The organism is Pantoea sp. S18, from assembly GCF_045689705.1.
In the GTDB taxonomy this organism is placed as follows: domain Bacteria; phylum Pseudomonadota; class Gammaproteobacteria; order Enterobacterales; family Enterobacteriaceae; genus Pantoea; species Pantoea symbiotica.
The window spans coordinates 2,652,642-2,675,676 of sequence record NZ_CP142688.1; the positions used below are offsets into that span (position 1 = coordinate 2,652,642).

Sequence of the window (23,035 nt, forward strand, 5' to 3'; positions counted from 1 at the left end):
ATTAGAAATCGATTAACACGCTCTTCTGGCGCTGACAGGCCTGGAATGCCTGACGTCCCAGATCCTTGCCAATGCCCGAGCCGAGGAAGCCGCCGGTCGGGATAATGAAATCGCCGGAGCGGCCATAGCGATTGACCCACACGGTGCCGGATTCCAGCGCGCGCACCGCACGCAGCGCACGCGGCAGACTCAGCGTATGCACGCCCGCGCACAGGCCGTAGGTTTCGTGTGCCGCCAGCCCCAGCCCTTCTTCCTCGTCATCAAACTGTTGCACGGTGAGCACCGGACCAAAAATTTCCTGCTGCACCGCCGGATTATCGTGGGCAACGCCGCACAGCAGCGTTGGCTGCCAGAACCAGCCTTCTGCGGTGTCGGCAAAGCGTTCGCCGCCCACCAGCACTTCCGCGCCCTGCGCTTTGGCATCGGCGATTACCGACGCCACTTTGTTGCCCTGACGCTCATCGATCAGCGGCGCATAGCGGCTGCTCTCCTGCCAGGTGACGCCTGGACGCGGCTGCTGACAGAGCGCGACCAATCTATCCAGCAACGGCTGCGCAATACCGCGCTGCACAATCAAACGGGTTCCGGCGACACACGCCTGGCCGCCGTTGGCGGTGAAGCCGCGCAGAATACGCTGCGCTAATACATCGATATCACCGGCATCGTCGAACACCAGCTGCGGGCTTTTACCGCCCAGCTCCAGCGTGACCGGTTTCATGCCGTGCTGCGCGATGTCGCCCATGATGCGAGCGCCGGTCAGCGTGGAACCGGTAAAGGAGACTTTGCGCACCAGCGGATGGGTGACCAGCGCGTTACCGGTCACCGCGCCGCTGCCCTGCACGATATTCAGTACGCCCGCCGGTAATCCGGCCTGCACCGCCAGTTCGGCCATGCGCACGGTGGAAAACGGCGTCAGCTCAGAAGGTTTCAGCACCACAGCATTTCCTGCTGCCAGCGCCGGACCGCACTTCCATGACGCCATCGACAGCGGGAAATTCCACGGCGTAATTGCGCCGATCACGCCGTACGGTTCAGCAATCAGCATGCCGAGGCTGCTTTCCTGGGTGGGGAACAGGTCGCCGCTGTATTTGTCGGCGCACTCGGCGTAGAAGCGAATGGCTTCGGCGGTGAAGGGAATTTCGTGCTGCATTACGTCGCTGATTGGGCGCGTAGAGCCCAGCGATTCGAGCTGTGCCAGTAACGGATCGCTCTCGATCAGGTCGGCCCAGCGACGCAGAATTTTACCTCTGGCACGTGGAGCACAGCTGCTCCAGCCGCTGGTTTTCAGCGCCTGGTGCGCGGTGGTGACGGCGCGATCAACATCTTCAATCGTGGCTTCGCTGAGTTCGGCATAGACTTTGCCATCAGACGGACGTTTAACGGCAAAACGCGCGCCCGCCGTTTTAAGATGTTGCCCGCCAATATAATGACCAGCAGGAAGTAAAACTTTTTCAGGGTCGAAACTTAACATGGAAAATTCCTTATTTGTTACACCCATCACAGACGCGCTAATTAACGATTTGCACTGCATTTTTCTGTCACGCTAATAAGCTAATGCAGAAAGTATGCCAGCCCAGTGAAAAATAAAAATGCGTAAAAAACAGCGCAAAAAAATTTTCTGCCGTATTGGTGAGCGAAATTTTGCGGAATTGCCGAAGGAATAAACAGATGATTTACTTCACAAAATATGTGCGTCGCGACGGTGCAATGCGCATGAAACTTGCACTAAAACGGGGATGGGCGACAAAGTATGACGCGACGCACAAAATAAACAGCGCCGCGAACCTAGGGGTTGCGGCGCTGTTTATTTTGGTCGCCATTAATGGCGACCCTACGAATAGGGCGAGTTAAAATTAAAGACTGCCAATATGAAACGTCTTCTGTTCTAAATACTCTTCGATACCGTAACGCGATCCTTCACGACCTAAGCCGGATAATTTAATTCCGCCAAAGGGTGCGGCGTCTAATGAAATTGCACCGGTATTAAATCCGACCATGCCAAATTCTAATGATTCTGCCACGCGCCATGCCCGACGAATATTCTCGGTAAAGAAATAAGCCCCAAGTCCATAAGGCGTGTCATTCGCCATACGGATTGCCTCTTCTTCCGTGTCGAAGATAAACAGCGGTGCTACCGGGCCGAAGGTTTCTTCATGTGCAATACGCATGCTGCTGGTGACGTTGCCCAATACCGTGGGTTCGACAAAGGTGCCGTTTGGCGCGCTGATGCCGCCGCGCAGCAAGGTCGCGCCCTGGCTGAGCGCATCGTCGATATGGCTGTTAACCTTCTCGACGGCGCGGTCGTTGATCAGCGGTCCGATGGTGCTGTCTGGCGCAAATCCGTCGCCGACTTTCAGCGCAGATACCGCTTCCAGCAAGCGCTCGCTGAAGCGCTCATAGATGCCGCGCTGCACCAGAATGCGGTTGGCGCAGACGCAGGTTTGTCCGGCGTTGCGGAATTTACTCGCCATCACGCCGGGAATGGTCACATCAAGATCGGCATCATCAAAGACAATCAGCGGCGCGTTGCCGCCCAGTTCCAGGCTCAGGCGCTTGATACTGTCGGCGCTCTGCTGCATCAACAGCTGGCCGACGCGGGTGGAACCGGTGAAAGAAATTTTGCGTACCGTGCGGCTGGCGGTCAGCGTGCTGCCTATTTCGGTTGGCAAGCCGGTTAACACTTGCAACACGCCGCTGGGGAAACCGGCGCGTTCGGCTAACACCGCCAGCGCTAATGCCGACAGCGGCGTTAACTCCGACGGCTTAACGATAATCGGGCAACCTGCGGCCAGCGCGGGCGCGACTTTGCGGGTGATCATCGCAATCGGGAAGTTCCACGGCGTGATTGCTGCCGCCACGCCAACCGGCTGCTTGAGTACCAGAATGCGGCGATCGTCGCTCGGCGCGGGAATGGTGTCACCGTAAATACGACGCGCCTCTTCCGCGAACCATTTCACAAAGCTGGCGCCGTACAGCACTTCACCTTTGGCTTCCGCCAGCGGCTTGCCCTGCTCGGCGGTCATGATGATCGCCAGATCGTCGGCATTATCGATAATCAGCTGATGCCATTTTTCCAGCAGCACGGCGCGCGTAACGTTGGGGGTTTTGCCCCAGCTGACGCGCACCGATTCGGCATAATCTATCGCCTGCTCGGTTTCCGCCGCACCCAAGGCCGGAATGGTGGCAATCGGCTGCTGCGTGCCGGGATCGATCACCTCAAGCGTTGCGCCCTGATGCGCATCCTGCCAGCGACCGCCAAACAGCGCCTGCTGGCGCAGTAATTCCGTATCTTTCAGTTGAATTCGCGACATGACAATCCCCTGTATCTTCGTCATTTCACTGTAACGTGACGCGACAGCGCAGGATGTTTTTCTGGCGCAGGGAATTTGTGTCGGTGTCTGTTTTGCGGCGGGAAAAGAAATTTTATGCTGTGTGGGGGAAGGTCGCCATAAATGGCGACCCTACGAAGGATCGGTACGGTTTTTTCCAACGAATCAAATCTGGAAATCGATAGCTGGTTCGTTTTCGGTTTCGTACGAGAGCGCCTGACGTTTGATCTCCTCCAGCGACAGATTAGCGTTACACAGCTCCAGGAACTGCCAAACGTAATTGCGCTGCAACTGGCCACGCTTCAGGCCGAGCCACACAGTGTTGGCATCGAACAGATGGTGCGTGTCGATTTTTACCAGGTCTTCCCCTTCGTAAATATCACACGCCTGATCGGCCAGAATTCCCACCCCAAGACCCAGTTCAACATAAGTTTTCACCACGTCAGAATCCTGCGCGCTGAGCACGATATCCGGGCGTAAACCGGCGGACTGGAAAGCACGATCGACCCGCGAACGGCCGGTAATGCCCTGACGATAGGTGATCAGCGGATAACGACTGAGACTGGCGAGCGTGACCGGCTGATGCTGCAACAATTCATGATCGTGCGGCACTAAAAGTGAGTGATGCCAGCTGAACCACGGAAATGCCGCGAGGCTGCTGTTATTCACTAACTGCTCGGAGGCGATGCCGATATCGGCTTCACCCGCCAGCAGCATGGCGACGATCTCCTGCGGCGATCCCTGATTCAGTTCGAGACGCACGTTGGGATAGAGCTGACGAAACGCTTTGATCACGCGCGGCAGGCTGTAACGCGCCTGAGTATGCGTGGTGGCGATAGTCAGCACGCCGCTGGTTTCATTGGTAAACACATCCGCTAAGCGGCGAACTTTGCCCGCTTCATCAAGGATGCGCTCAGCAATGGTCAACAGCGCCTTGCCCGGTTCGGTCATGCCTAAGAGTCGCTTACCACGACGAATAAAAATTTCCACGCCCAGTTCATCTTCCAGATCGCGAATATGGCGGCTTACTCCTGATTGGGAGGTAAACAATGTATTCGCCACTTCGGTCAGGTTGAACTCGCAACGGGCTGCTTCACGTATAATTTTAAGTTGCTGGAAATTCACGCCCTTTTCTCCTGATTCCTGCCCCTGTTTCGTCCATGTTATGAAGTTGGCGTCATCGCAACAAATAATAAAAAACGGTGTGTTATGCGGAATAGTAATAAGGGAGATTTTGCGAGGAAGATAAAAAAGGTCGCCATGAATGGCGACCCTACGGGATTAACCCACCAACATCAATTCACGATCCTCTACCGCCGGCTTATTCAGCAGCGACAGCAGAATATTCTTCACCGCCTGCGCCGATGGCGACAGCGGCAGACGCGCCGAGATGTTCAGCGACAGCGGCAGATTCAGCGACGGACTGTTAATCCGCGCCATCCACGCATGGGTCGAACTCACCAGCGCCCGCGCAGCAGATTCTGGCAGCACCGTGACGCCCATGCCGCTGGAAACTGCCGCAGTAAGCGTGGAGATCGATTCGATTTCGCCGATGATGCGCGCGCTCAGACGACGCAGCGAGAACGCTTCATCAACACGTTTACGTACCGCGCTGTAGTCGCGTGGCAGGAACAGGCTCATCTGCGCCACTTCAGCCAGATCAACGGTCGCACCCGGACACGCCGTTGCGCCCACCAGATAGAGCTCTTCTTTCATCAATGGAATACTGTTGATGCCCGCCGTTGGCGCACGATCGTACAGCACCGCCATGTCCAACTGGCCGTTCATCACTTTTTCGTTCAGCGAGGTGCCGCTGTTTTCATGCAGATACACCAGCACATCCGGGAACTGCTCACGCACCGTCTGCAGCAGCGGCATGGTGAGCGAGGATGCGGCGGTGCCCGGCGCTAAACCGATGGAAACCTGGCCGTTGAGTGCCTGGCCGGCGTTGATCACTGCCGTTTGCGCCTGTTCACACTGACGCAGAATGGTGCGAGCGTGGGCATACAGAATTTTACCGGCTTCAGTTGGCGTCACGCCGCGCTTGGTGCGGATCAGCAATTGCTGATCGAGTTCATTTTCCAGCGTAGCGACCTGCTGGCTAAGCGCAGGCTGCGCGATGTGCAGCACTTCTGCTGCCTGAGTCAGGCTGCCGATATCGACGATTTTTACAAAATACTTGAGTCGTCTTAAATTCATGTTGCCTCCGTCAATCCCCGAATACCCAGGTTGGGCGTCTCAGCCTGCTGGCTTGTGGAAATGAAGTTGCAATATGCAGGCCAGGTTTGTTTGCGACGCAAAATTGCATCGCCAGATTTTTCCTAAAGGCACGGAAAATAAGCGTTTGTGATTACCTCGAAGGAGTTAATAAGCGCGAGCGATGACGCAAAAAGAGTAAGAATCAAACAAATTGCACTGCAATGGGGCAGGAAATGCGAGTCAGGCGTGCAAAAAAGTGATGACCGGATGAGCTGGCTTGGTGCAGTTAACATAGAAAATGAGCAGAAATGGCGGGAATGAAACCAAACGAGCGGAAAAGAACGGATTCAACCAGTTGGAAAACTTATTCCCGGATATCTGCGGCCAATAAAAAGGTGCGCATAAATGCGCACCCTACGAAGCTTTTGTAGGGTCGCCATTTATGGCGACCACACTCTCAGCGCTTTTTACGGTTGCGATGCATATCTATTGAAACTGCCGCGACGATGATGATGCCTTTAATAATATCCTGCACATAAGCATCCACACCGACAAAGGTGAAGCCGCTCTTAATCAGGCCAAGAATCACCGCACCAATCAGCGTACCGGTAATGCGTCCTACGCCACCCATCAGGCTGCTGCCGCCGATAACAGCTGCGGCGATGGCATCCAGTTCGTACGCCATCCCCATGCTTGACTGACCGCTACTGACACGCGCCGCCAGCACCACACCCGCCAGGCCTGAGAGCGCACCGGCGATGGTGTAAACGATGATCAGATACTTATTAACGTTGATACCGGACACTTTGGCGGAGGTCATGTTGCCGCCAATCGCGTAGACATATTTACCGTAACGCGTGTGTTTCAGCGCGATGTGGAACAGGAATGCCACCACCAGGAAGATAATCACCGGCATTGCGCCCTGGCCGATGGAGGTGAAGCCATCTGACAGGAAGCTGATTGGGTTACCCTGCGTGTAGTACTGCGCCAGACCGCGTGCTGATACCATCATGCCGAGCGTGGCGATGAACGGAGGAATACCGGTTTTGGTGATTAACACGCCGTTCATCACGCCGCACAGCAGCCCCACGCCAATCCCGGCAACAATGGGTATCACCGCAGGCAAGTTAACCAGCGACGGATACATCGGCGACAGGCTGTCTGAAGTTTGCGCCAGACTGGCCGCCACAACCGCCGTTAAGGCGATAACCGAACCGGATGACAGGTCGATACCGGTGGTGATAATTACCTGGGTCACGCCCACCGCGATGATACCGATGATCGCGACCTGCAGAATAATCAGCACTAAACGGTTGGTGTTCATCAGGAAAGATTGATCACGTACGTACCAACCGGCAATTTCGAAAATCAGGGCAATGCCCACCATCACGACAAAAATCCCGGTGTCTTTCGGCAGCTTGTGACGCAAGTTGCTAAAGAAAGAACTCTGATCTGCGGCCTGCGGGGCCGTAATTTTTACGTTACTCATAGATGTCTCACGCCTCACTCGGATGCCAACGACAAAATGGATTCCTGATTGGCCTCTTCTTTATCGAGGATGCCGGTTATACGTCCGCCGTGCATAACCATCACGCGGTCGCTCATGCCGAGAATTTCTGGCAGCTCGGACGACACCATGATGATGGCCACGCCGCGATTCGCCAGTTCACTGATTAAGCGATAAATCTCTGCTTTTGCACCAACGTCGATACCGCGCGTTGGTTCGTCGAGAATCAGGATCTTCGGTTGCGCCAGCAGCCAGCGGGCAATCAGCACCTTCTGCTGGTTACCGCCGCTGAGGTTATTGATGATCTGATCCATGGTTGGGGTTTTGATGTTCAGCTTGCGAATCTGATCCATACAGTCCTGCGCCATTTTGATGTGGCTGACAAAACCGCTTTTATGGGTGTAATCGGGCATGTTGACGATGCTCATGTTCTCCATCACCGACAACACCAGGAACAGCCCCGACTTTTTACGGTCTTCGGTCAGAAACGCCATGCCCTTCTCAATCGCCGTCGAAGGCGAATCGATCTTGACCGGCACGCCATCAATCAGGATTTCACCGCTGTCGAAACTCTCCATGCCGAACAGGCTTTCCATCACTTCGCTGCGTCCGGCACCCACCAATCCCGCCACGCCAAGGATTTCGCCTTTGCGCACCGAAAAGTTGATGTCGGTGAAGCGATCTTTGCAGGTGAGATTGCGCACCGTCAGCACATCTTCACCTATTTCACCGTTGAATTTTGGGAACAGCTGGGTCAATTCACGGCCTACCATCTGCGTAATCAGTGACTGGCGGGTGTATTCACTGGTGTTGTTGCTGCCTACCCACGCACCGTCACGGAAAATGCTGATCTCATCGGTTATCGCAAAAATCTCATCCATCTTATGGCTTATATAGATGATGGCTTTGCCCTGCTCGCGCAGGTCGCGGATGATGGTGAACAGATGCGCCACTTCGGTTTCCGTCAGTGCCGAGGTCGGTTCATCCATAATCACGATGTCCGAATTCCAGGAGACCGCTTTGGCGATTTCCACCATCTGCTGCGAGGCGATACTCAACTCGCCCACCATGCGATCGGCTTTCAGACGGATGTTTAGTCTGTTCAGCAGTTCCTGCGTCTGTTTGTTCAGCTTGCCGTGGTCAACAAAGCCGTACTTCATCGGTTCGCGACCGAGCCAGATGTTCTCGGCCACGGTCATGTGAGGCACCAGATTGAGTTCCTGGTGAATCATGGAGATGCCGGAACGCAGCGCATCCATGGTGTCCTGAAACTGCACTGGCTCCCCTTTAATGCGAATGGTGCCCTTATCGGGACGATACATCCCGATAAGGCATTTCATTAAAGTGGATTTGCCCGCGCCATTTTCACCCATCAGGGCATGTACCGACCCCGGTTTGATTCGCAGTGAGACATTGTCGAGTGCCTTCACTCCGGGGAAGAACTTGCTGATGCCTTCGGCTTCAAGCGCAAAAGCGGTCATACATCACCTCCGTACGGCTGAGTCGGTTACGGTTTATTTCTGATTACGTGATTCGAACTGCGCCATGTTGTCTTTGGTGATCAGCTGATAAGGAATGTTGATGACCTTTTCCACTTTCTCGCCGTTTGCCAGTTTCACTGCCGCCTGCACCGCACCTTCGCCCTGACCTTTCGCGTCCTGGAATACGGTGGCAACCATTTTGCCGTTCTTCAGCATCTGCAACGCATCTGGCGTTCCATCAACACCGGCAATCAGGATGTGGTTCGGGTTTTTACCCAGCGCCTGCAGCGCACCAATCGCCATTTCATCGTTGTTGGAGGCAATCGCCTGGATATCATCACCGGCGGTCAGCCAGTTACTCACTACGTCAACCGCATCGTTACGCATGAATTTAGCGGTCTGTTTCTGTACCACTTTGATGCCCGGATATTTCGCTACCACCGCTTCCACACCTTTGGTGCGGTCACGCGTCGATTCGTTAGCCAGGTCGCCCATCAGAATCGCCACGTTACCTTTGCCGTTCAGCGCTTTCGCCAGTGCTTCCATCTGCAGACGGCCAGCCAGTTCGGAATCCGAACCGACGTAAGCCATTTTGTCTTTCAACTCGCCAGCCGGTTTACGGTTGACGAACACCAGCGGCACGCCGGCTTTCGCGGCGGCATCTACCAGCGGTTTCACTGCGTTGGTATCCACCGGGTTAACGATGATGGCGTCAACGCCCTGACCAATGAAGTTCTGTACCTGCTGCAACTGCTGTGAAACGTCACCTTTGGCATCTTCGACCTGGCCTTTAACGCCATCTTTGGTCATCTCTTTCTGCATCGCGGTGCGCAGAATGGTGAGGAAGTTGTCATCAAACAGCGCCATAGAAACGCCTACCTGAAGGTCTTTTGCCATCACTGCGGCAGGTAACATGCAAACTAACAGGGAAGTTAATAACGCTTTTTTGAATTTCATAGGGAACCCTTCTTTATCGTTAACATGCTCAGGTTGGCTGATACTGCGAATGAAAAATATCTTTTACATTCACTCAACGTCACTGGCGCTTTTTTTGTGGTTGTAGAGGTAAGGCTTCTGGTCTAACGCTATCGGTTTACAGCATCTGTTTCTTGTAAGTCATTCCTTATCAATCAGTTATTTTCAAAATGCCGTTTTAAATGAAGGAACTCGTTTCGCCGGTGATGATTAGCAGTTCATTTATTTCATCTAACTTGCATTTGAAACTTTCATCATAAAAGCACTGAAATGATTGTTTTAAAATCGGCAAATAACAAAACTTTGACATGCCTCTAACATCTCAAAGGAATTGGTTTTAAAGTGAGATCTTGCTGGCAGTTTAGAATCTGATCATTCAAGGCAGAAAAGCAGCATTCCGCTGCTTTTACGCGCACTTAAACCAGAAGTGTGCAGTAGAGCTTTGACAACGGGGATCGGCATCGCTAATATGCGCCTCGTTCACACGATTCCTCTGTAGTTCAGTCGGTAGAACGGCGGACTGTTAATCCGTATGTCACTGGTTCGAGTCCAGTCAGAGGAGCCAAATTTAGAAAGCCCGCTCAGGGAAACCTGAGCGGGCTTTTGTGTATTTAGGGTTTTGCAAGGTCGCCATAAATGGCGCCCCTACATTGTTCCGGTGCATTTCGTAGGGTTGCCATTTATGGCGACCTGGTTACCACCTGCAACTACGCCAACGCAGCCAGCTCCAGGCTGCTGCGGAAATCGTTGCCGACATAATCGCTATCGATCAGCTGGCGGCGACGCAGTTCTGGCAACAAGCCGTTGAGCAGCAAATCCTGTTGATCGGGCTGGCCGAGTCCATGCAGTGAAATCACATCCAGCACGCCAGCGCGATAGCGCTGCTCAATCGCATCGGCCAGGGTTTCTGGCGTACCGGCGACAAACCAGTGGCCGGTCTCTTCGGCTTTGATGATCAGCTCACGCAAGGTTAATCCCTCCAGCGCATAGCCACGGAAAATGGCGGCGCGCCCCTGACGACGATGCACCTGCACCAGCTCGGGAATAAACGCGGCGGGAAGCGGTTGATCCAGCGGCAAATCGCGCAAATCCACCTCGCCGCCCAGCATATCGGCCACGCGCAATCTGCCCTGCTCGTAGTTAATGCGTTCATGCTTATCGCGTAGACGGCGCGCCACATCGGCGTCGCTGTCGCCAATGATGGCGTGGAACGAGTTCATGATCAGCGGCGGATTGTGTTCGCGGCCAAAATGTCGCGCCCGCTGCTGCACATCAGCCACGAAGGTTTGTGCCGCCTCAAATGTGGGCTGCGAGGTGTAAATCACTTCGGCATAACGTGCGCCGAGCGTAACGCCCGCCTCAGATTGTCCCGCCTGAAACTGCACCGGACGGCGCTGTGGCGGCGGCGGTACGTTAAGCGGCCCCGCCACCCGGAAATAGTCACCGCGATAGTTAATCGGATGCAGTTTAGTGTGGTCGAGTTTAATGCCGCCGCTGGCCGTACGCTGCACTGCTGCGCGTTCGTTGGCGTCATAAAGCGCGTTCATCACTTCGATAAATTCGGTGGCGCGCGCGTAGCGCTCCTGCGGCGGCGGCAGCTGGCTTTCACCGAAGTTCTCTTCGCCAACCGATGAGGTCACCGCATTCCAGCCCGCGCGACCGCCGCTGATGTGATCGAGCGTGCCAACCTGACGCGCCAGATTGTAGGGATGCAGCCAGCTGGTGCTGACGGTGGCGATCAAGCCGATATGCGAGGTCACCTGGCTCAATGCCGCCAGCGCAATCAGCGGATCTTGCGTGCCGGTGGTACCGGCTAATCCGGCCGGATCGGCCTGCAGCAAATCGGCGGTGAACAGCCCGGTAATCTTTTCGCGCTCGGCAATTTTCGCCAGTTCAATGGCGCGCGTGATGCCTACGCCCGGCTGGCTATCATTGGCGGCGGAAATCACGCTGCTGGCGCCGACCAGCGTTTTGAGTTTTCTGCGATACGTTTGCGACACATCACTCTCCTTTATAGTTGTCGCGCGAAATCCGCTTTGACATGGTTTAAGGCGTCCGCATCGGTCAGCAGACGTAAGCCGGTGCGCGCCAGCACGCGCGCGCCAATCAGCAGCGCCTGATAACCGCGCTCAGAGTTGGCCGCTTCACGGAATGGCACGGTATGGAAAATCAGATCGTCGGGGCCGATTTTCAGCCACGGATGCGCCGTCGGCACCGCATGGCTGATGTCGCCGGCATCGGTGGAAACTTTGTTCTTCTGCGGTGACAGATCGACGGTTTCGCCTGCCGCCGTGAACTCCTCCAGCAGCAAAGCATCCAGCGCTGAGTTCAGTTTGAAATCGCGTGGGCCAATTTGATGATCAATCTCAACGCGTGCGCCGGTCGCCAGCGCCACGCCTTCAGCGATGGCACGCAGACGCGGCTCAAGAGATTCCACCACTTCGCGGCTGTCAGCGCGGATGTAGTAATGCGCCGAGGCGTATTCCGGGATGACATTCGGGGCCTGGCCGCCGTTGGTGATAATGCCGTGCACGCGCACGCCATCCGGCAGTTGCTGACGCAGCACGCTGATGCCGTTGTAGAGCAGCACCAGCGCATCCAGCGCGTTGATGCCTTCATGTGGCGCGCTGGCGGCGTGCGACGGCTTGCCATAGAAGTGGAAATAGAGATGATTATTGGCCAGCGTCGATTCAGTCAGTCGGGTTTTGCCCGCTGGATGCACCATCAGCGCCACGTCGACATCCTTGAGTAATCCGGCTTCGACAAAGCGCTTTTTCACATTGCCTTTCGGGCCGCCCGGTCCGGCTAATCCGCCCTCTTCCGCAGGCGTGCCTAGCACCACCACGCGTCCACCGGTTTGATCCAGCACCTGCGCCAGCGTGATGGCTGCCGCCACGCTGGTGGTGCCGATCAGGTTGTGACCGCAGGCGTGGCCGATGCCGATCAGCGCATCATATTCTGCGAGAAAAGCGATGGTTGGGCCCGGTTTGTCGCTGGACTTGACCGCGTAGAACGCCGTTTCATGCCCGGCGACGTTGCGCGTGACGGCAAAACCCTGCGCCGTGAGTAGCTGGGTGAGCTGCTCGCTGGCGAAATATTCGTTGTTGCCGGTTTCGGGGTTTTGAAATATCGCCTGCGATACCTTGAGGTAAGTGGCGCTGTGTTGTTCGAGGTTGTTTTCCAGCGTGAGCTGAAGGGCGTTCAGCGACATGAGTATTTTCCTTGTTGCGTTTAGGTCGCCATAAATGGCGACCCTACAAAGGCCACCACCGTTCACATGGCCACGGCAAATCAATGACGTTTATCGATGTGCTGCACCAACCGATCGCCAACCCACTGAATGCCGCACACCAGCACAATCAGCACCGCGATCACCGCGATCATCACCGAGGTTTCAAAACGCTGATAGCCGTAACGGATCGCCAGATCGCCGAGGCCACCTGCGCCAATTGCGCCGGCCATCGCCGAAGCGCCAATCAGCGCGACGAGCGTGACGACAAAACCAGACAGGATGCCGGGCAGCGCTTCGGGGATCAGCACGTCCCAGACGATACGCAGCTTGCTGGCCCCCATGGCGCGCACCGCATCAATCAATCCGCGATCGACATCGCGCAGCGACACTTCCGCCACGCGGGCAAAGTACGGCGTGGCGGTAATCGACAGCGGCACAATCGCTGCCCAGGTGCCGAGCGAGGTGCCGACCAGAAAACGGGTAAAGGGGATCAGCGCCACCAGCAGAATAATGAACGGCAGCGAGCGGAAGCTGTTGATGATCAAGCCCAGCACGCGATTAACGCCGCGATGTTCGGCGATGCCGCCGGGGCTGGTCATCACCAAAATCAGGCCGAGCGGCAAGCCCGCCACCAGCGAAAACAGACCGGAAATCACCGTCATTAATACCGTTTCGCCTAACGCATTAAGTAAAAGATCAATCATCACTGGCGACATAACCCACCAACTCCACTTGAGCCTGCTGCGCGTGCAGCCAGCTGAGAATCTGTTGCTCGTCGGCCGCGTTCGCCGCCGGGAGCGCAATAAAGAAACGCACCACCGCGTAGTGCTGGATGTGATCGATGCCGCCCTGCAGCAGGCGAAACTTGCCCGGCAGCGCGCCGGCAAAGCGGGTGAGCAGATCGCCCTGCGCATCGTCACCGGCAAAGTGCACGCTGTAGATGGCATCGCCCTGCTTCTCATCGCTGAGACGCGCGGCAATATTTTCCGGCAGCTGCGGCAGCAAACCGCGCAGCAGCGTGCGCGTCAATTGCGACCTGGGATGCGCAAACACCTGCCACACCGGACCTTGTTCAATGATTTCACCGGCATCAATCACCGCCACGCGATGCGCGACAGATTTGATCACTTCCATCTCATGGGTGATCAGCAGAATGGTGATACCGAGTTTTTGATTCAGGGATTTGAGCAGCGCCAGAATCGAGCGCGTGGTTTCCGGATCAAGCGCGGAGGTGGCTTCATCGCACAGCAGCAGCGCCGGGCTGGCCGCCAGCGCGCGAGCAATGCCGACGCGCTGTTTTTGGCCGCCGGATAACGCCGCCGGATAGCTTTGTGCTTTGTCCGCCAGCCCCACCAGCTCGAGCAGTTCCGCCACGCGCTGCTGGCGCTGCGCTTTATCCATGCCAGCAATTTTCAGCGGCAGCGCCACGTTCTGCGCCACCGTTTTGGCCGATAACAGATTGAAGTGCTGAAACACCATGCCAACGCGACTGCGCACCGTTTGCAGCTGTTTTTCCGTCAGGCCGGTAATGTTGCGGCCTTCGATTTCAATGACGCCTTCATCAGGTTGTTCCAGCCCGTTGAGACAGCGGATCAGCGTGGATTTCCCCGCGCCACTGCGTCCAATCAGGCCAAGGATTTCGCCTTTCTGCACCGTCAACGAGATATCGCGCAGCGCCTGAGTTTGTCCAAAGCGACGTGACACGCCTTGCAGGCGCACCACGCTGCCGCTGTCACGAAACTTCACCTGCGCCTCGTCATGAGTGCTTTCCGCCACGCCGCGTTTCACGGCGGTAAAGGGCGTTTCGGCTGCTGAGAATAGCGTCATCTTTTTCGTTCCTTACCAGGCCGTTTCGCCCGTGCCTTTGTAGACTTTGTCAAACACGGTCTTCACGGCATCGTTCTGATAAGAAGCCACCAGCGTTTTCACCCACGGCGCGCTGACATTCTCTTTCTTCACCGCAATAAAGTTGTTGTACGGGTTATCTTTTACCGGCTCCTGCGCAATGCGATCTTCTGTGGTTAGGCCACTTTTCAGCGCCCAATCGGTGTTGACGACGGCGGCATCCAGATCAGGAACGGAACGGCCGATGATGCCGGAATCCAGCTCTTTAATTTTTAGATGATGCGGGTTCGAAGTGATATCGGCGGTAGTGGCCGCAATGCCGACGCCCGGCTTCAGTTTGATCAGACCTTGTTGCTCGAGCAGCACCAGACCGCGCGCTTCGTTAGAAGGATCGTTAGGTACGCCAATCACCGCGCCCTCTTTCAGTTCTTTGGCGCTTTTCACTTTCTTCGAGTAGAGACCAATCGGCCACACGGCGGTATCACCAACGCGCACGATGTCGTAGTGATTCACCTTGATTTGGTTATTGAGGAACGGCTGATGCTGGAAGGCATTGGCATCCACTTCGCCGTTTTGCAGCGCTTCATTCGGCTGGTTGTAATCATTGAATATCACGGTTTTCACCGTTAAGCCTTTTGCCGCCGCCTGTTTGATCACTTCACGCCAGACATCTTCATCTTCGCCGCTGATGATGCCGACTTTTACCGAGGTTTTATCCGCTGCATGCGCGATGGACAACGGCGACAGCGCCGCGCTAGCCAGCAGCAAAGCACCAGCACTTAACAAGAATTTATTTTTTACTGAGACAAAACGTGTGTGCATAAAGTGTTTCCCGATCGTTATAATTGCGCGAGTCAAAATAAGCTGTCGTGACGACAGATGACCGCAGTATACGCAGTTGCTTATTCCCGCATTATGATTTATTCAGGAAAGCTATTCCTGAAAAGCATAAAGCCGCGCGCCGCTCGCATCGCCACAAGCGAGAAAATGGCTGTGTTATCCTTCCCCCTTTTGATGGACTTGTTACTGAGCGCTATGTCGGACACCACAACTAAACGAAAAAATGACCCGGAAGGGCTGAAGAAACGCATTCTTGCAGGTGCGCTGAAAATGTTCGCCGAGTTCGGCATGCAGGGCGCGCGGCTGGAGCAGATTGCTGAACACGCGCAAACCACCAAACGCATGGTGGTGTACCACTTCAGCAATAAAGAGCAGCTGTATATTGAGGTGCTGGAACAGGTGTATCAGGCGATTCGCGAGCACGAAACTGGGCTTAATCTCGCCGAGATGGAGCCGGAACTGGCAATGACCAAACTGGTCGAGGCCAGCTTCGATTACCACGTTTCCCACCCGGATTTTATGCGGCTGGTGTGTACTGAAAACCTGCTGCGCGGGCGCTACATCATGCAATCCGAACGCATCAAGGCACTCAACAAGAGTGCGCTCGATCTGCTGGATGACATTCTGACGCGCGGCCAGCAGCAAGGGCTGTTTATTGATGGGCTGGATACCGTCGATGTGCACCGCTTGCTCAGCAGCATTTGTGTGCACCACGTCTCCAATCGTTACACCTTTCACACGCTGTTCACGCCAAACGATAGCGAAGAAGACAGCATCCGCCGTAACCGCCAACTAGCCGTCACCGCCACGCTGCGATATGTGCGCAAAGTCCCGTAGGCTGCGGCTGTGCGCTGATGGTCTACGCTTTAAATCCTGGGACCGTCACAGACCTCAATTTAAGGAACGCCGTAGTGAACAAAGACCCCCACCTTTATCCCTTACGCCATACGCACAATACTGACCAGGACAGCGCACTGTGGAACTGGGCGCAAAACACGGTGGTTGGTCAGCGTAGTCAGTTACAACAGCCGCAAACGGAAGCGGAGTTACAACAATTGCTGCTCAGCGCCAGCGGCAAAGTGCGCGTGCTGGGCAGCCGCTTGTCGCCGGGCCGCATGCTGGGCGTGAATGAGCAGGATTTATTGCTGGACCTCAGCGCGTTCAATGGCGTGATTGCGCAAGACGCCGATAGCGTCACTTTTGCCGCCGGTACGCCGCTGGAACAGGTTTACAGCACCTTAACCGAAATGGATCGCATGCTGGCCTCGTCGCCGGGCGTGATTGCAGTGCAAACGCTGGCGGGCGCGATGGCCACTGGCACGCACGGCCAGGGTTTAGCACAAAGCTCAATCGCCGATGAAGCGTTGCGCATCCGCATGGTGTTGGCCGACGGCAGCGTGCGTGAATTTGTGCGCGGTGAGCCCGATTTCGCCGCCGCGCAGGTTTCGCTCGGCACTTTAGGCATTGTTACCGCCGTGACGCTGCGCACCCGCCCTTTCCGCCTGTTTACCTGCCACAAGTTTGCCGTCTCCGCCGATACGCTGGAAAAGGATCTCGTCGAGTGGAATCAGCAGTATGAGATGAGCAAAGCCTGGTGGTTTGTCGATGACAACCTGATGCACGTGTGGAACGCGCATGAAGCCAGCGATGAAGAGGCTGAAGCCTGGCACGCCAATCAGCGTGAAGTGATTGAGCATGGCGATGACACCGACAGCAGCCTGAATGACACCATCGATCAGACGCTGGCGCAGATGCATCGTGATACGCAGATTCACGGCAAAGGCGGCAAGCAGTTCCGCACCGTGACGCGCTTCCGCGATTTCACCGACATCAGCGGCGATATCTATCAGCTGTTTTGTCGCGGTATTGCCGTGCCGCAGATCAACGTTGAGATCGGCGTGCCGCTGGAGAAAACGCCGCAGATTATCAGCAAGATCAAAGCGTGGTATGCCGAGAATCATCCGCATATGCACTATCCGATTATTCTGCGTTGCACCGGCGCGTCTGAAGCCTGGCTCAGTCCGGCGTATCAGCACGCCACTTGCTTCTTCGGCTTCGTGGTCTATTACGCCGATGACGGTTCGCTATCGCAGGATGGCCTGCATTTTCTCACCGAAGTCGAGAAGCTGCTGGCGGCCGAAGGCGGACGTCCGCACTGGGGCAAATATTACGATCCGCAGCGCTACCAGTGGCGCGATATCTATCCGCAGTGGGACGCTTTCCGCGCGGTGCGCAACCAGCTCGATTCACAACGCCGTTTTAGCAATGACTATGTCACTGCTTTGTTTGATTAAGTTTGAGGGGGAGAAACCATGTTTGCATGGGTAACGCTGCTAACGCAGCCGGACTATTTTATTGGCGTGAAGGCGCTGCACCGCTCGCTGAAGCGCAGTGAAACCCGCTGGCCGCTGATTGTGATGGTCACAGATGCCATCGATCTGGAGACGCGTGAAGCCTTGCAGGCGCTCGGCTGCGTAATCCATCCGGTGGATCCGCTAATGCCGAATGCCGAACTGGAGCAGCATTACGCTTCGGCGCAGTTCGGTGAAGTGTGGAGCAAACTGCGCGCGTGGGAGCTGGTTGACTGCGAGCGCGTGGTGTTTCTCGATGCCGATATGCTGGTGCTGCGTAATATGGATGAGCTGTTTACGCTCGATCTGGGCAAGCATGCGCTGGCAGCGTGTCACGCCTGTTGCTGCAATCCCAACAAGATCGCCAGCTATCCGGCCAGCTGGCAGCCAGAAAATTGCCATTATACCTGGCAGGATCGCGGCGAACCGGCACCGTCCACGCTTGATCGCTATCTGAACGGCGGTTTCCTGGTGTTGAAGCCGGATCTGGCGGTGTTCGAGTGGCTGCAGGAGAAAGTGGCGGGCATTACCGATTTGCGTCGCTATCCGTTCTCCGAGCAGGATTTACTTAATGAAGTGTTTGAGGATCGCTGGCTGCCTCTTTCGTATAAATACAACGCGCTGAAAACCTTGCCGTTCCAGCACAGTAAGATGTGGCGCGAAGATGAGGTGAAGAACCTGCACTTCATTCTGGCGAAACCGTGGAAACGCGATTTGAATCAGCCCGAGTCGGAACGCGACCGTTATTACGCGCTGGATAAGCTGTGGTGGGAGTTGGCGGCAGATTGAATCTGCTTTGTAAAATGCGTATCAGGTCGCCATAAATGGCGACCCTACAAAATCCCGCACATTTTCCGTAGGGTCGCCATTTATGGTGACCGTTCCAATGGATAAAGGTGTTTACAACGCCGTCACGCCCAGCGCGGCGGCGCGATCTTTCCACTCCCGCACTTCGTCATAAAACGCCCGATCGCTCACGCTGAACCCGCTAATCAAACTCTCCGCCAGCAGATCCTGATAACGCTTATCGCGGGTCAGCTCGCTCAACGTACTGCGCAGTTTCTCAAAGGTTTCCGCATCGGTTTTGGCCGACGTAATCAGCGGCAGCGCGGCGCACAGCGGCGTTTCGCCGATGATCTCCAGCCCCGCCAGTTCCTCTGGATAATTGCGGCGCAGCAGCGCCCAGGTGATGCAATCAATCGCCGCGATATCCGCATCACCCGCCCGCAACGCCGCCAGAGACTGACGATGGCTACCGCTGAAACGGGTTTCGCTGAAGAATTTCCTGTTCTGCGCCAGCGGGGCAACTACGTAGCGCAGCGAGTTGAAGCCGGAGTGCGAATCGTTGCTGTTGCACACCGCGCGCCGACCGCGAAAATCGCTGAGCGTCAGGTTCTCATCTTCACTGCGCGCCACCAGCCAGCTGCGATAGCGCATGCCATCGCAGCCCTGTGCGCTGGAGTGGAAGGTGCCGACCAGCTGCACATCGGGCAGCAGTTCCACCAGCGGATAACCGCAGGTTTGGCTCAGCAGCAATTGGTCATCGCGCCAGTGCGGCAGTAAATCCTGCGGCCAGCTAACTTCAGCTGGCACGTCGCGTTGTTGCAGCAGCGTCGTTAGCGCTGAAGTCAGGCCGATAGTCGCCTGATGATTGATGTCGTACATCGGTAACGAAAGCGTGGGCATCCTGTGCATCCTTTTGCGTACCCGGATGGGCATTAACCTCGACCGATTTGCGCCAGAAGCGGGTTATCCACTCGCCATAACCGGCGACGCGAAAACCGTGATTACGCTGATGATAGCCATCGCGATACAGCAAATAGACTTTGCGTAATCCATACCACGGCAAACCGGGCAGATCGTGATGTACAGAATGATAGTTGAGATTGAGGAACAGCAAGCGCCACGGCAGCGCGGCTTCGTTATTGACCGAGCGTGCCAGGGGTTCTTCTTCGGCGCGATGCTCGTAGAAGGATCGCACTTTGGTCAGCATCAGCGCCGGATAACTCACCGTCAGCACGAACCACAGCGGCGAGAAGCCGTGCAGCGTCATCCAGTAAAACAGCCCGCTCAGCAAGCTGAGATGAATAGTCCACATCGCCATCGCCGGTGTATCGCGCTGGATAAAGGCATTCAGCAAGGTTTTGACGGTCGCGCCCATATCCAGCAGCGGGCCGATCAGTAAGCGGCCGGGAAAAGTATTACGCAGATGAATCACCTGCTGCTGCCACGGCTTGAGTTGCGCCCAGCGCGCCGGTGAAAGGTAGTAGGTTTCCGGATCTTCATCGGGATCGGTCAGCGTGTGATTGCGATGATGCGCCAGATGCGAATCGCGATATAAACCATACGGATACCACACCGCCAGCGGCAGCGTGCCGAACAGCTGGTTGAGCCGGGGAAAACGTGTCGGGTGACCGTGAATCAACTCGTGCTGCAGCGACATATACCAGGTGGTAAACAGGATCAGCAGCAGCGTGCTCAAGGTTAATCCCAGTGTTTGCCAGTAGGCAACGCTGGCGAACCAGCCGCCGTACACCGTCACCATCAATAGCCACGTTGGCAATTCGCTGCGCCACAGCCAGCTGCGCGCCAGTTGATGTACCACCTCGCGCTGTTGCGCGCTGAGATAGGCGGATGTCCCTTTACTCATGGAGAAGCCGAACCTGTGAACAGTAATTAGGCCTCTGAAGATGATTGATCACCGTGATGAACACAAAGAATCTCTTTTTCTTACTTATGCAAAAAAGTTGATGAAGCGCGCGAAATCTATTGGCTATCAGTCACCTCGTCTGTGGCGTAACCTTGCTGCATTGAAAACGTTCGGGCCTGCGCGGCTCACGAGGAGAATTTCAGCATGAAAAAGATTGGCTTCTTATCCTTTGGTCACTGGACCCCATCATCACAATCCGCCACCCGTTCGGCGCAGGACGTCCTGCTGCAATCGATTGATTTAGCGGTCGCGGCTGAAGAGTTGGGTGCCGATGGCGCTTACTTCCGCGTGCACCACTTTGCGCGTCAGTTGAGTTCGCCGTTCCCGCTGCTGGCGGCGGTCGGTGCGCGTACCAAAAAGATCGAAATTGGTACCGGCGTAATCGATATGCGTTACGAAAACCCGCTGTATATGGCGGAAGATGCCGGTGCGGCGGATCTGATTTCTAACGGTCGTCTGCAGCTCGGCCTGAGCCGTGGCTCGCCGGAGCAGGTGATTGAAGGCTATCGCTACTTTGGTTTTGATCCGCAGAACGGGGAAAGCGATGCCGATATGGGCCGTCGTCATACCGAGGAACTGCTGGAAGTGTTGCGCGGTGAAGGTTTCGCGAAACCGAATCCGCAGCCGATGTTCCCGAATCCGCCGGGTTTGCTGCGTCTTGAGCCGTTCTCGGCCGGTTTGCGTGAGCGTATCTGGTGGGGTTCTGGTTCCAACGCAACATCCATCTGGGCAGCGCAGCAGGGCATGAACCTGCAAAGCTCAACTCTGAAAGATGATGAAACCGGCGAACCGTTCCACGTGCAGCAGGCAAAGCAGATTCGAGCCTATCGTCAGGCATGGGAAGCGGCGGGCCATCAGCGTACGCCGCGTGTTTCGGTGAGCCGCAGCATCTTTGCGCTGACCAACGACACCGACCGCGCCTACTTTGGTCGCAGTGGACAGGATCAGGATTCGGTAGGTTTCCTCGATGAGAAAACCCGCGCTATCTTTGGTCGCAGCTACGCCGCCGAGCCAGATCAGTTGATCAAACAGCTGGCGCAGGACGAAGGGATTGCCGAAGCGGATACGCTGTTGCTGACCATCCCGAACCAGTTAGGCGTGGATTACTGTGCGCACGTGATTGAGAGCATTTTGACCCACGTTGCACCGGAGTTGGGTTGGCGTTAAGTGTTAGATCGCACCGTTTGCCGTAAGGTCGCCATTTATGGCGACCTTGCCAACATTACGCTACCTGCTGACGACTCCGCTGCACGGCGAACTGGTTTTCCGGCTCGGCCAATCCCAGATTCTCGCGCAGCGTCTCGCCTGCATACTCTTTGCGATAAATACCGCGCGCCTGCAACAGCGGAATCACCTGTGCAACGAAATCATCAAACGCGGTGGGCGTGCCGCCGCGCACGATAAAGCCGTCGGTTGCGCCCTGCAAGAACCAGTTCGCCAGCCCTTCCGCTACCTGCTCCGCCGTACCGAGGAAACTCGGGCGCGGTGTGGCTTCTTCCAGCGCCGCCTGACGCAGCGTTAAGCCACGTTCACGGGCGTTCTGCTTAATCTTGTCGGTGGTGCTGCGGAAGCTGTTGCTGCCCAGCTCGCCAATGTCCGGGAAAGGGGCATCCAGCGCGTACTGACTGAAATCGTGATGCTCGAAGTAGCGGCCAAGATATTCCAGCGCTTTATCGATGGTCACCAGCTCGGCGGTTTGCTGATAGCGACGCTCGGCGTCTTCCTCGGTTTCGCCAATAATCACGCTGATGCCCTGGAACACACGAATATCATCGGCATCTCGCCCGCGCGCCACCAGCCTGCGGCGCACATCTTCGCGGAACTCGCGCGCCTGCTCCAGCGTTTCCTGGCGCGTGTAGATGGCATCGGCGGCTTCGGCGGCGAAGGCTTTACCCGCTTCAGAAGCGCCTGCCTGGAACACAATCGGACGCCCCTGCGGCGAGCGGCCGACGTTGAGCGGTCCCTGCACCGAGAAGTAGTGCCCTTGATGATTCAGCGTATGCAGCTTGTCGGCGGCGAAGAATTCCCCCGCTCTGTTTGTCGCGCACAAAGGCATCGCCTTCCCACGAATCCCACAGCCCTTTCACCACCTGCAAATATTCGCTGGCAACGCGATAACGCTCGTCATGTTCCGGATGCGTGCTGCGCGAGAAGTTTTTCGCCGAACCTTCCAGCGGCGAGGTCACCACGTTCCAGCCAACACGACCGCCGCTCAGATGATCGAGACTGGCGAACTGGCGCGCCACGGTAAACGGCTCGCTGTAGGAGGTTGAAAGCGTGGCGACCAGGCCGATTTTTTTGGTCACCAGCGACAGCGCCGACAGCAAGGTGATCGGCTCAAAACGGTTGAGGAAGTGCGGAATCGACTGCGGCGTGATGTACAAACCGTCGGCGACAAACAGGAAATCGATCTTCGCCAGCTCGGCTTTGCGCGCCAGATCCAGCACGTAATCGATGTTAATGCTGGCATCCGCCACCGCATCGGGATGACGCCATGCCGACATGTTGCCGGATACGCCCTGAATAATCGCGCCCAGCCGCAGCTGGCGTTGTGTCTGACTCATTC

General features: G+C 56.1%; 19 protein-coding genes, 1 tRNA gene and 1 pseudogene. 6 read left to right on the plus strand and 15 right to left on the minus strand.

What is annotated here, in order from left to right; translation table 11 throughout:
- Position 1: 1 nt before the first annotated feature.
- Positions 2 to 1,471, minus strand: a complete 1,470-nt coding sequence (locus tag VIJ98_RS12320; protein WP_154157349.1) for an aldehyde dehydrogenase — start codon at positions 1,469 to 1,471, stop codon at positions 2 to 4.
- 197 nt (positions 1,472 to 1,668) lie between these two features.
- Between VIJ98_RS12320 and VIJ98_RS12325 the strand changes: the two genes are divergently transcribed.
- On the plus strand, positions 1,669 to 1,851 hold the full coding sequence (locus VIJ98_RS12325; RefSeq protein WP_323274226.1) for a hypothetical protein: 183 nt from the start codon (positions 1,669 to 1,671) through the stop codon (positions 1,849 to 1,851).
- A gap of 2 nt (positions 1,852 to 1,853) precedes the next feature.
- Here the strand turns inward: VIJ98_RS12325 and VIJ98_RS12330 are convergent, their stop codons facing one another.
- The 6 genes from VIJ98_RS12330 to VIJ98_RS12355 form a co-directional block, all read right to left on the minus strand.
- Positions 1,854 to 3,311 (minus strand): NAD-dependent succinate-semialdehyde dehydrogenase, encoded by a 1,458-nt coding sequence (locus VIJ98_RS12330; RefSeq protein ID WP_323274228.1) that lies wholly within the window; start codon positions 3,309 to 3,311, stop codon positions 1,854 to 1,856.
- A gap of 183 nt (positions 3,312 to 3,494) precedes the next feature.
- Complete coding sequence (cbl, locus tag VIJ98_RS12335) at positions 3,495 to 4,454, minus strand: HTH-type transcriptional regulator Cbl (RefSeq protein WP_323274230.1); 960 nt, start codon at positions 4,452 to 4,454, stop codon at positions 3,495 to 3,497.
- A gap of 156 nt (positions 4,455 to 4,610) precedes the next feature.
- Entirely contained in the window at positions 4,611 to 5,528 is a 918-nt protein-coding gene (gene nac / locus VIJ98_RS12340) for a nitrogen assimilation transcriptional regulator NAC (protein WP_008109351.1), read from the minus strand.
- A gap of 457 nt (positions 5,529 to 5,985) precedes the next feature.
- The gene (locus tag VIJ98_RS12345) at positions 5,986 to 7,017 is read right to left on the minus strand and encodes an ABC transporter permease (RefSeq protein WP_091003268.1); all 1,032 of its coding nucleotides are present in this window, start codon (positions 7,015 to 7,017) and stop codon (positions 5,986 to 5,988) included.
- A gap of 14 nt (positions 7,018 to 7,031) precedes the next feature.
- A complete protein-coding gene (locus tag VIJ98_RS12350) occupies positions 7,032 to 8,516 on the minus strand; it encodes a sugar ABC transporter ATP-binding protein (protein WP_061717660.1) in 1,485 nt (494 codons plus the stop codon).
- A 33-nt stretch (positions 8,517 to 8,549) separates the two neighbouring features.
- Positions 8,550 to 9,473 carry a sugar ABC transporter substrate-binding protein gene (locus VIJ98_RS12355; RefSeq protein WP_061717661.1) on the minus strand — a complete coding sequence of 308 codons (924 nt, stop codon included), beginning with the start codon at positions 9,471 to 9,473 and terminating at the stop codon, positions 8,550 to 8,552.
- Positions 9,474 to 9,980: 507 nt separating this feature from the next.
- On the opposite strand from VIJ98_RS12355, the gene VIJ98_RS12360 reads away from it, so the two are divergent.
- Positions 9,981 to 10,056 (plus strand) — tRNA-Asn (locus VIJ98_RS12360).
- 142 nt (positions 10,057 to 10,198) lie between these two features.
- Here the strand turns inward: VIJ98_RS12360 and VIJ98_RS12365 are convergent.
- The 5 genes from VIJ98_RS12365 to VIJ98_RS12385 form a co-directional block, all read right to left on the minus strand.
- Positions 10,199 to 11,491: an NtaA/DmoA family FMN-dependent monooxygenase gene (locus VIJ98_RS12365; RefSeq protein ID WP_323274233.1), complete on the minus strand. Its 1,293-nt coding sequence runs from the start codon at positions 11,489 to 11,491 to the stop codon at positions 10,199 to 10,201.
- Positions 11,492 to 11,502: 11 nt separating this feature from the next.
- Positions 11,503 to 12,702, minus strand: coding sequence for a M20 family metallopeptidase (locus tag VIJ98_RS12370; RefSeq protein ID WP_323274236.1), 1,200 nt, complete (start codon positions 12,700 to 12,702; stop codon positions 11,503 to 11,505).
- Positions 12,703 to 12,782: 80 nt separating this feature from the next.
- Positions 12,783 to 13,439: a methionine ABC transporter permease gene (locus tag VIJ98_RS12375; RefSeq protein ID WP_008104768.1), complete on the minus strand. Its 657-nt coding sequence runs from the start codon at positions 13,437 to 13,439 to the stop codon at positions 12,783 to 12,785.
- Complete coding sequence (locus tag VIJ98_RS12380; protein ID WP_323274238.1) at positions 13,420 to 14,550, minus strand: ATP-binding cassette domain-containing protein; 1,131 nt, start codon at positions 14,548 to 14,550, stop codon at positions 13,420 to 13,422. Before VIJ98_RS12380 ends, VIJ98_RS12375 begins: the two co-directional genes overlap by 20 nt.
- A gap of 12 nt (positions 14,551 to 14,562) precedes the next feature.
- The gene (locus tag VIJ98_RS12385; protein ID WP_179450225.1) at positions 14,563 to 15,390 is read right to left on the minus strand and encodes a MetQ/NlpA family ABC transporter substrate-binding protein; all 828 of its coding nucleotides are present in this window, start codon (positions 15,388 to 15,390) and stop codon (positions 14,563 to 14,565) included.
- A 213-nt stretch (positions 15,391 to 15,603) separates the two neighbouring features.
- Between VIJ98_RS12385 and VIJ98_RS12390 the strand changes: the two genes are divergently transcribed.
- The 3 genes from VIJ98_RS12390 to VIJ98_RS12400 all read left to right on the plus strand — a co-directional run bounded on the left by VIJ98_RS12390 (position 15,604) and on the right by VIJ98_RS12400 (position 18,548).
- Positions 15,604 to 16,245, plus strand: a complete 642-nt coding sequence (locus VIJ98_RS12390) for a TetR family transcriptional regulator (protein ID WP_258143553.1) — start codon at positions 15,604 to 15,606, stop codon at positions 16,243 to 16,245.
- Between the two features lie 74 nt (positions 16,246 to 16,319).
- The gene (locus tag VIJ98_RS12395; RefSeq protein ID WP_323274240.1) at positions 16,320 to 17,702 is read left to right on the plus strand and encodes a D-arabinono-1,4-lactone oxidase; all 1,383 of its coding nucleotides are present in this window, start codon (positions 16,320 to 16,322) and stop codon (positions 17,700 to 17,702) included.
- 18 nt (positions 17,703 to 17,720) lie between these two features.
- Complete coding sequence (locus VIJ98_RS12400) at positions 17,721 to 18,548, plus strand: glycosyltransferase family 8 protein (RefSeq protein WP_323274242.1); 828 nt, start codon at positions 17,721 to 17,723, stop codon at positions 18,546 to 18,548.
- Positions 18,549 to 18,659: 111 nt separating this feature from the next.
- Here VIJ98_RS12400 and VIJ98_RS12405 read toward each other — a convergent pair whose 3' ends face one another.
- A complete protein-coding gene (locus tag VIJ98_RS12405) occupies positions 18,660 to 19,445 on the minus strand; it encodes a phosphate/phosphite/phosphonate ABC transporter substrate-binding protein (RefSeq protein ID WP_407330281.1) in 786 nt (261 codons plus the stop codon).
- Positions 19,342 to 20,409, minus strand: a complete 1,068-nt coding sequence (locus VIJ98_RS12410; protein WP_323274245.1) for a fatty acid desaturase — start codon at positions 20,407 to 20,409, stop codon at positions 19,342 to 19,344. Before VIJ98_RS12410 ends, VIJ98_RS12405 begins: the two co-directional genes overlap by 104 nt.
- A 204-nt stretch (positions 20,410 to 20,613) precedes the next feature.
- Here VIJ98_RS12410 and VIJ98_RS12415 point away from each other — a divergent pair, with 204 nt between their 5' ends.
- Positions 20,614 to 21,636: an LLM class flavin-dependent oxidoreductase gene (locus VIJ98_RS12415; RefSeq protein ID WP_008104762.1), complete on the plus strand. Its 1,023-nt coding sequence runs from the start codon at positions 20,614 to 20,616 to the stop codon at positions 21,634 to 21,636.
- Between the two features lie 55 nt (positions 21,637 to 21,691).
- Here the strand turns inward: VIJ98_RS12415 and VIJ98_RS12420 are convergent.
- Positions 21,692 to 23,033, minus strand: a pseudogene (locus VIJ98_RS12420) (LLM class flavin-dependent oxidoreductase).
- Positions 23,034 to 23,035 lie beyond the last annotated feature (2 nt).

Coding starts and splice junctions, on each gene's coding strand:
- VIJ98_RS12350 (WP_061717660.1), bottom strand. CDS start 8,516: ATGACCGCTTTTGCGCTTGAAGCCGAAGGCATCAGCAAGTTCTTCCCC.
- VIJ98_RS12400 (WP_323274242.1), top strand. CDS start 17,721: ATGTTTGCATGGGTAACGCTGCTAACGCAGCCGGACTATTTTATTGGC.
- VIJ98_RS12355 (WP_061717661.1), bottom strand. CDS start 9,473: ATGAAATTCAAAAAAGCGTTATTAACTTCCCTGTTAGTTTGCATGTTA.
- VIJ98_RS12405 (WP_407330281.1), bottom strand. CDS start 19,445: ATGCCCACGCTTTCGTTACCGATGTACGACATCAATCATCAGGCGACT.
- VIJ98_RS12325 (WP_323274226.1), top strand. CDS start 1,669: ATGATTTACTTCACAAAATATGTGCGTCGCGACGGTGCAATGCGCATG.
- VIJ98_RS12330 (WP_323274228.1), bottom strand. CDS start 3,311: ATGTCGCGAATTCAACTGAAAGATACGGAATTACTGCGCCAGCAGGCG.
- VIJ98_RS12370 (WP_323274236.1), bottom strand. CDS start 12,702: ATGTCGCTGAACGCCCTTCAGCTCACGCTGGAAAACAACCTCGAACAA.
- VIJ98_RS12345 (WP_091003268.1), bottom strand. CDS start 7,017: ATGAGTAACGTAAAAATTACGGCCCCGCAGGCCGCAGATCAGAGTTCT.
- VIJ98_RS12320 (WP_154157349.1), bottom strand. CDS start 1,471: ATGTTAAGTTTCGACCCTGAAAAAGTTTTACTTCCTGCTGGTCATTAT.
- VIJ98_RS12410 (WP_323274245.1), bottom strand. CDS start 20,409: ATGAGTAAAGGGACATCCGCCTATCTCAGCGCGCAACAGCGCGAGGTG.
- nac (WP_008109351.1), bottom strand. CDS start 5,528: ATGAATTTAAGACGACTCAAGTATTTTGTAAAAATCGTCGATATCGGC.
- VIJ98_RS12385 (WP_179450225.1), bottom strand. CDS start 15,390: ATGCACACACGTTTTGTCTCAGTAAAAAATAAATTCTTGTTAAGTGCT.
- VIJ98_RS12375 (WP_008104768.1), bottom strand. CDS start 13,439: ATGTCGCCAGTGATGATTGATCTTTTACTTAATGCGTTAGGCGAAACG.
- VIJ98_RS12390 (WP_258143553.1), top strand. CDS start 15,604: ATGTCGGACACCACAACTAAACGAAAAAATGACCCGGAAGGGCTGAAG.
- VIJ98_RS12380 (WP_323274238.1), bottom strand. CDS start 14,550: ATGACGCTATTCTCAGCAGCCGAAACGCCCTTTACCGCCGTGAAACGC.
- VIJ98_RS12415 (WP_008104762.1), top strand. CDS start 20,614: ATGAAAAAGATTGGCTTCTTATCCTTTGGTCACTGGACCCCATCATCA.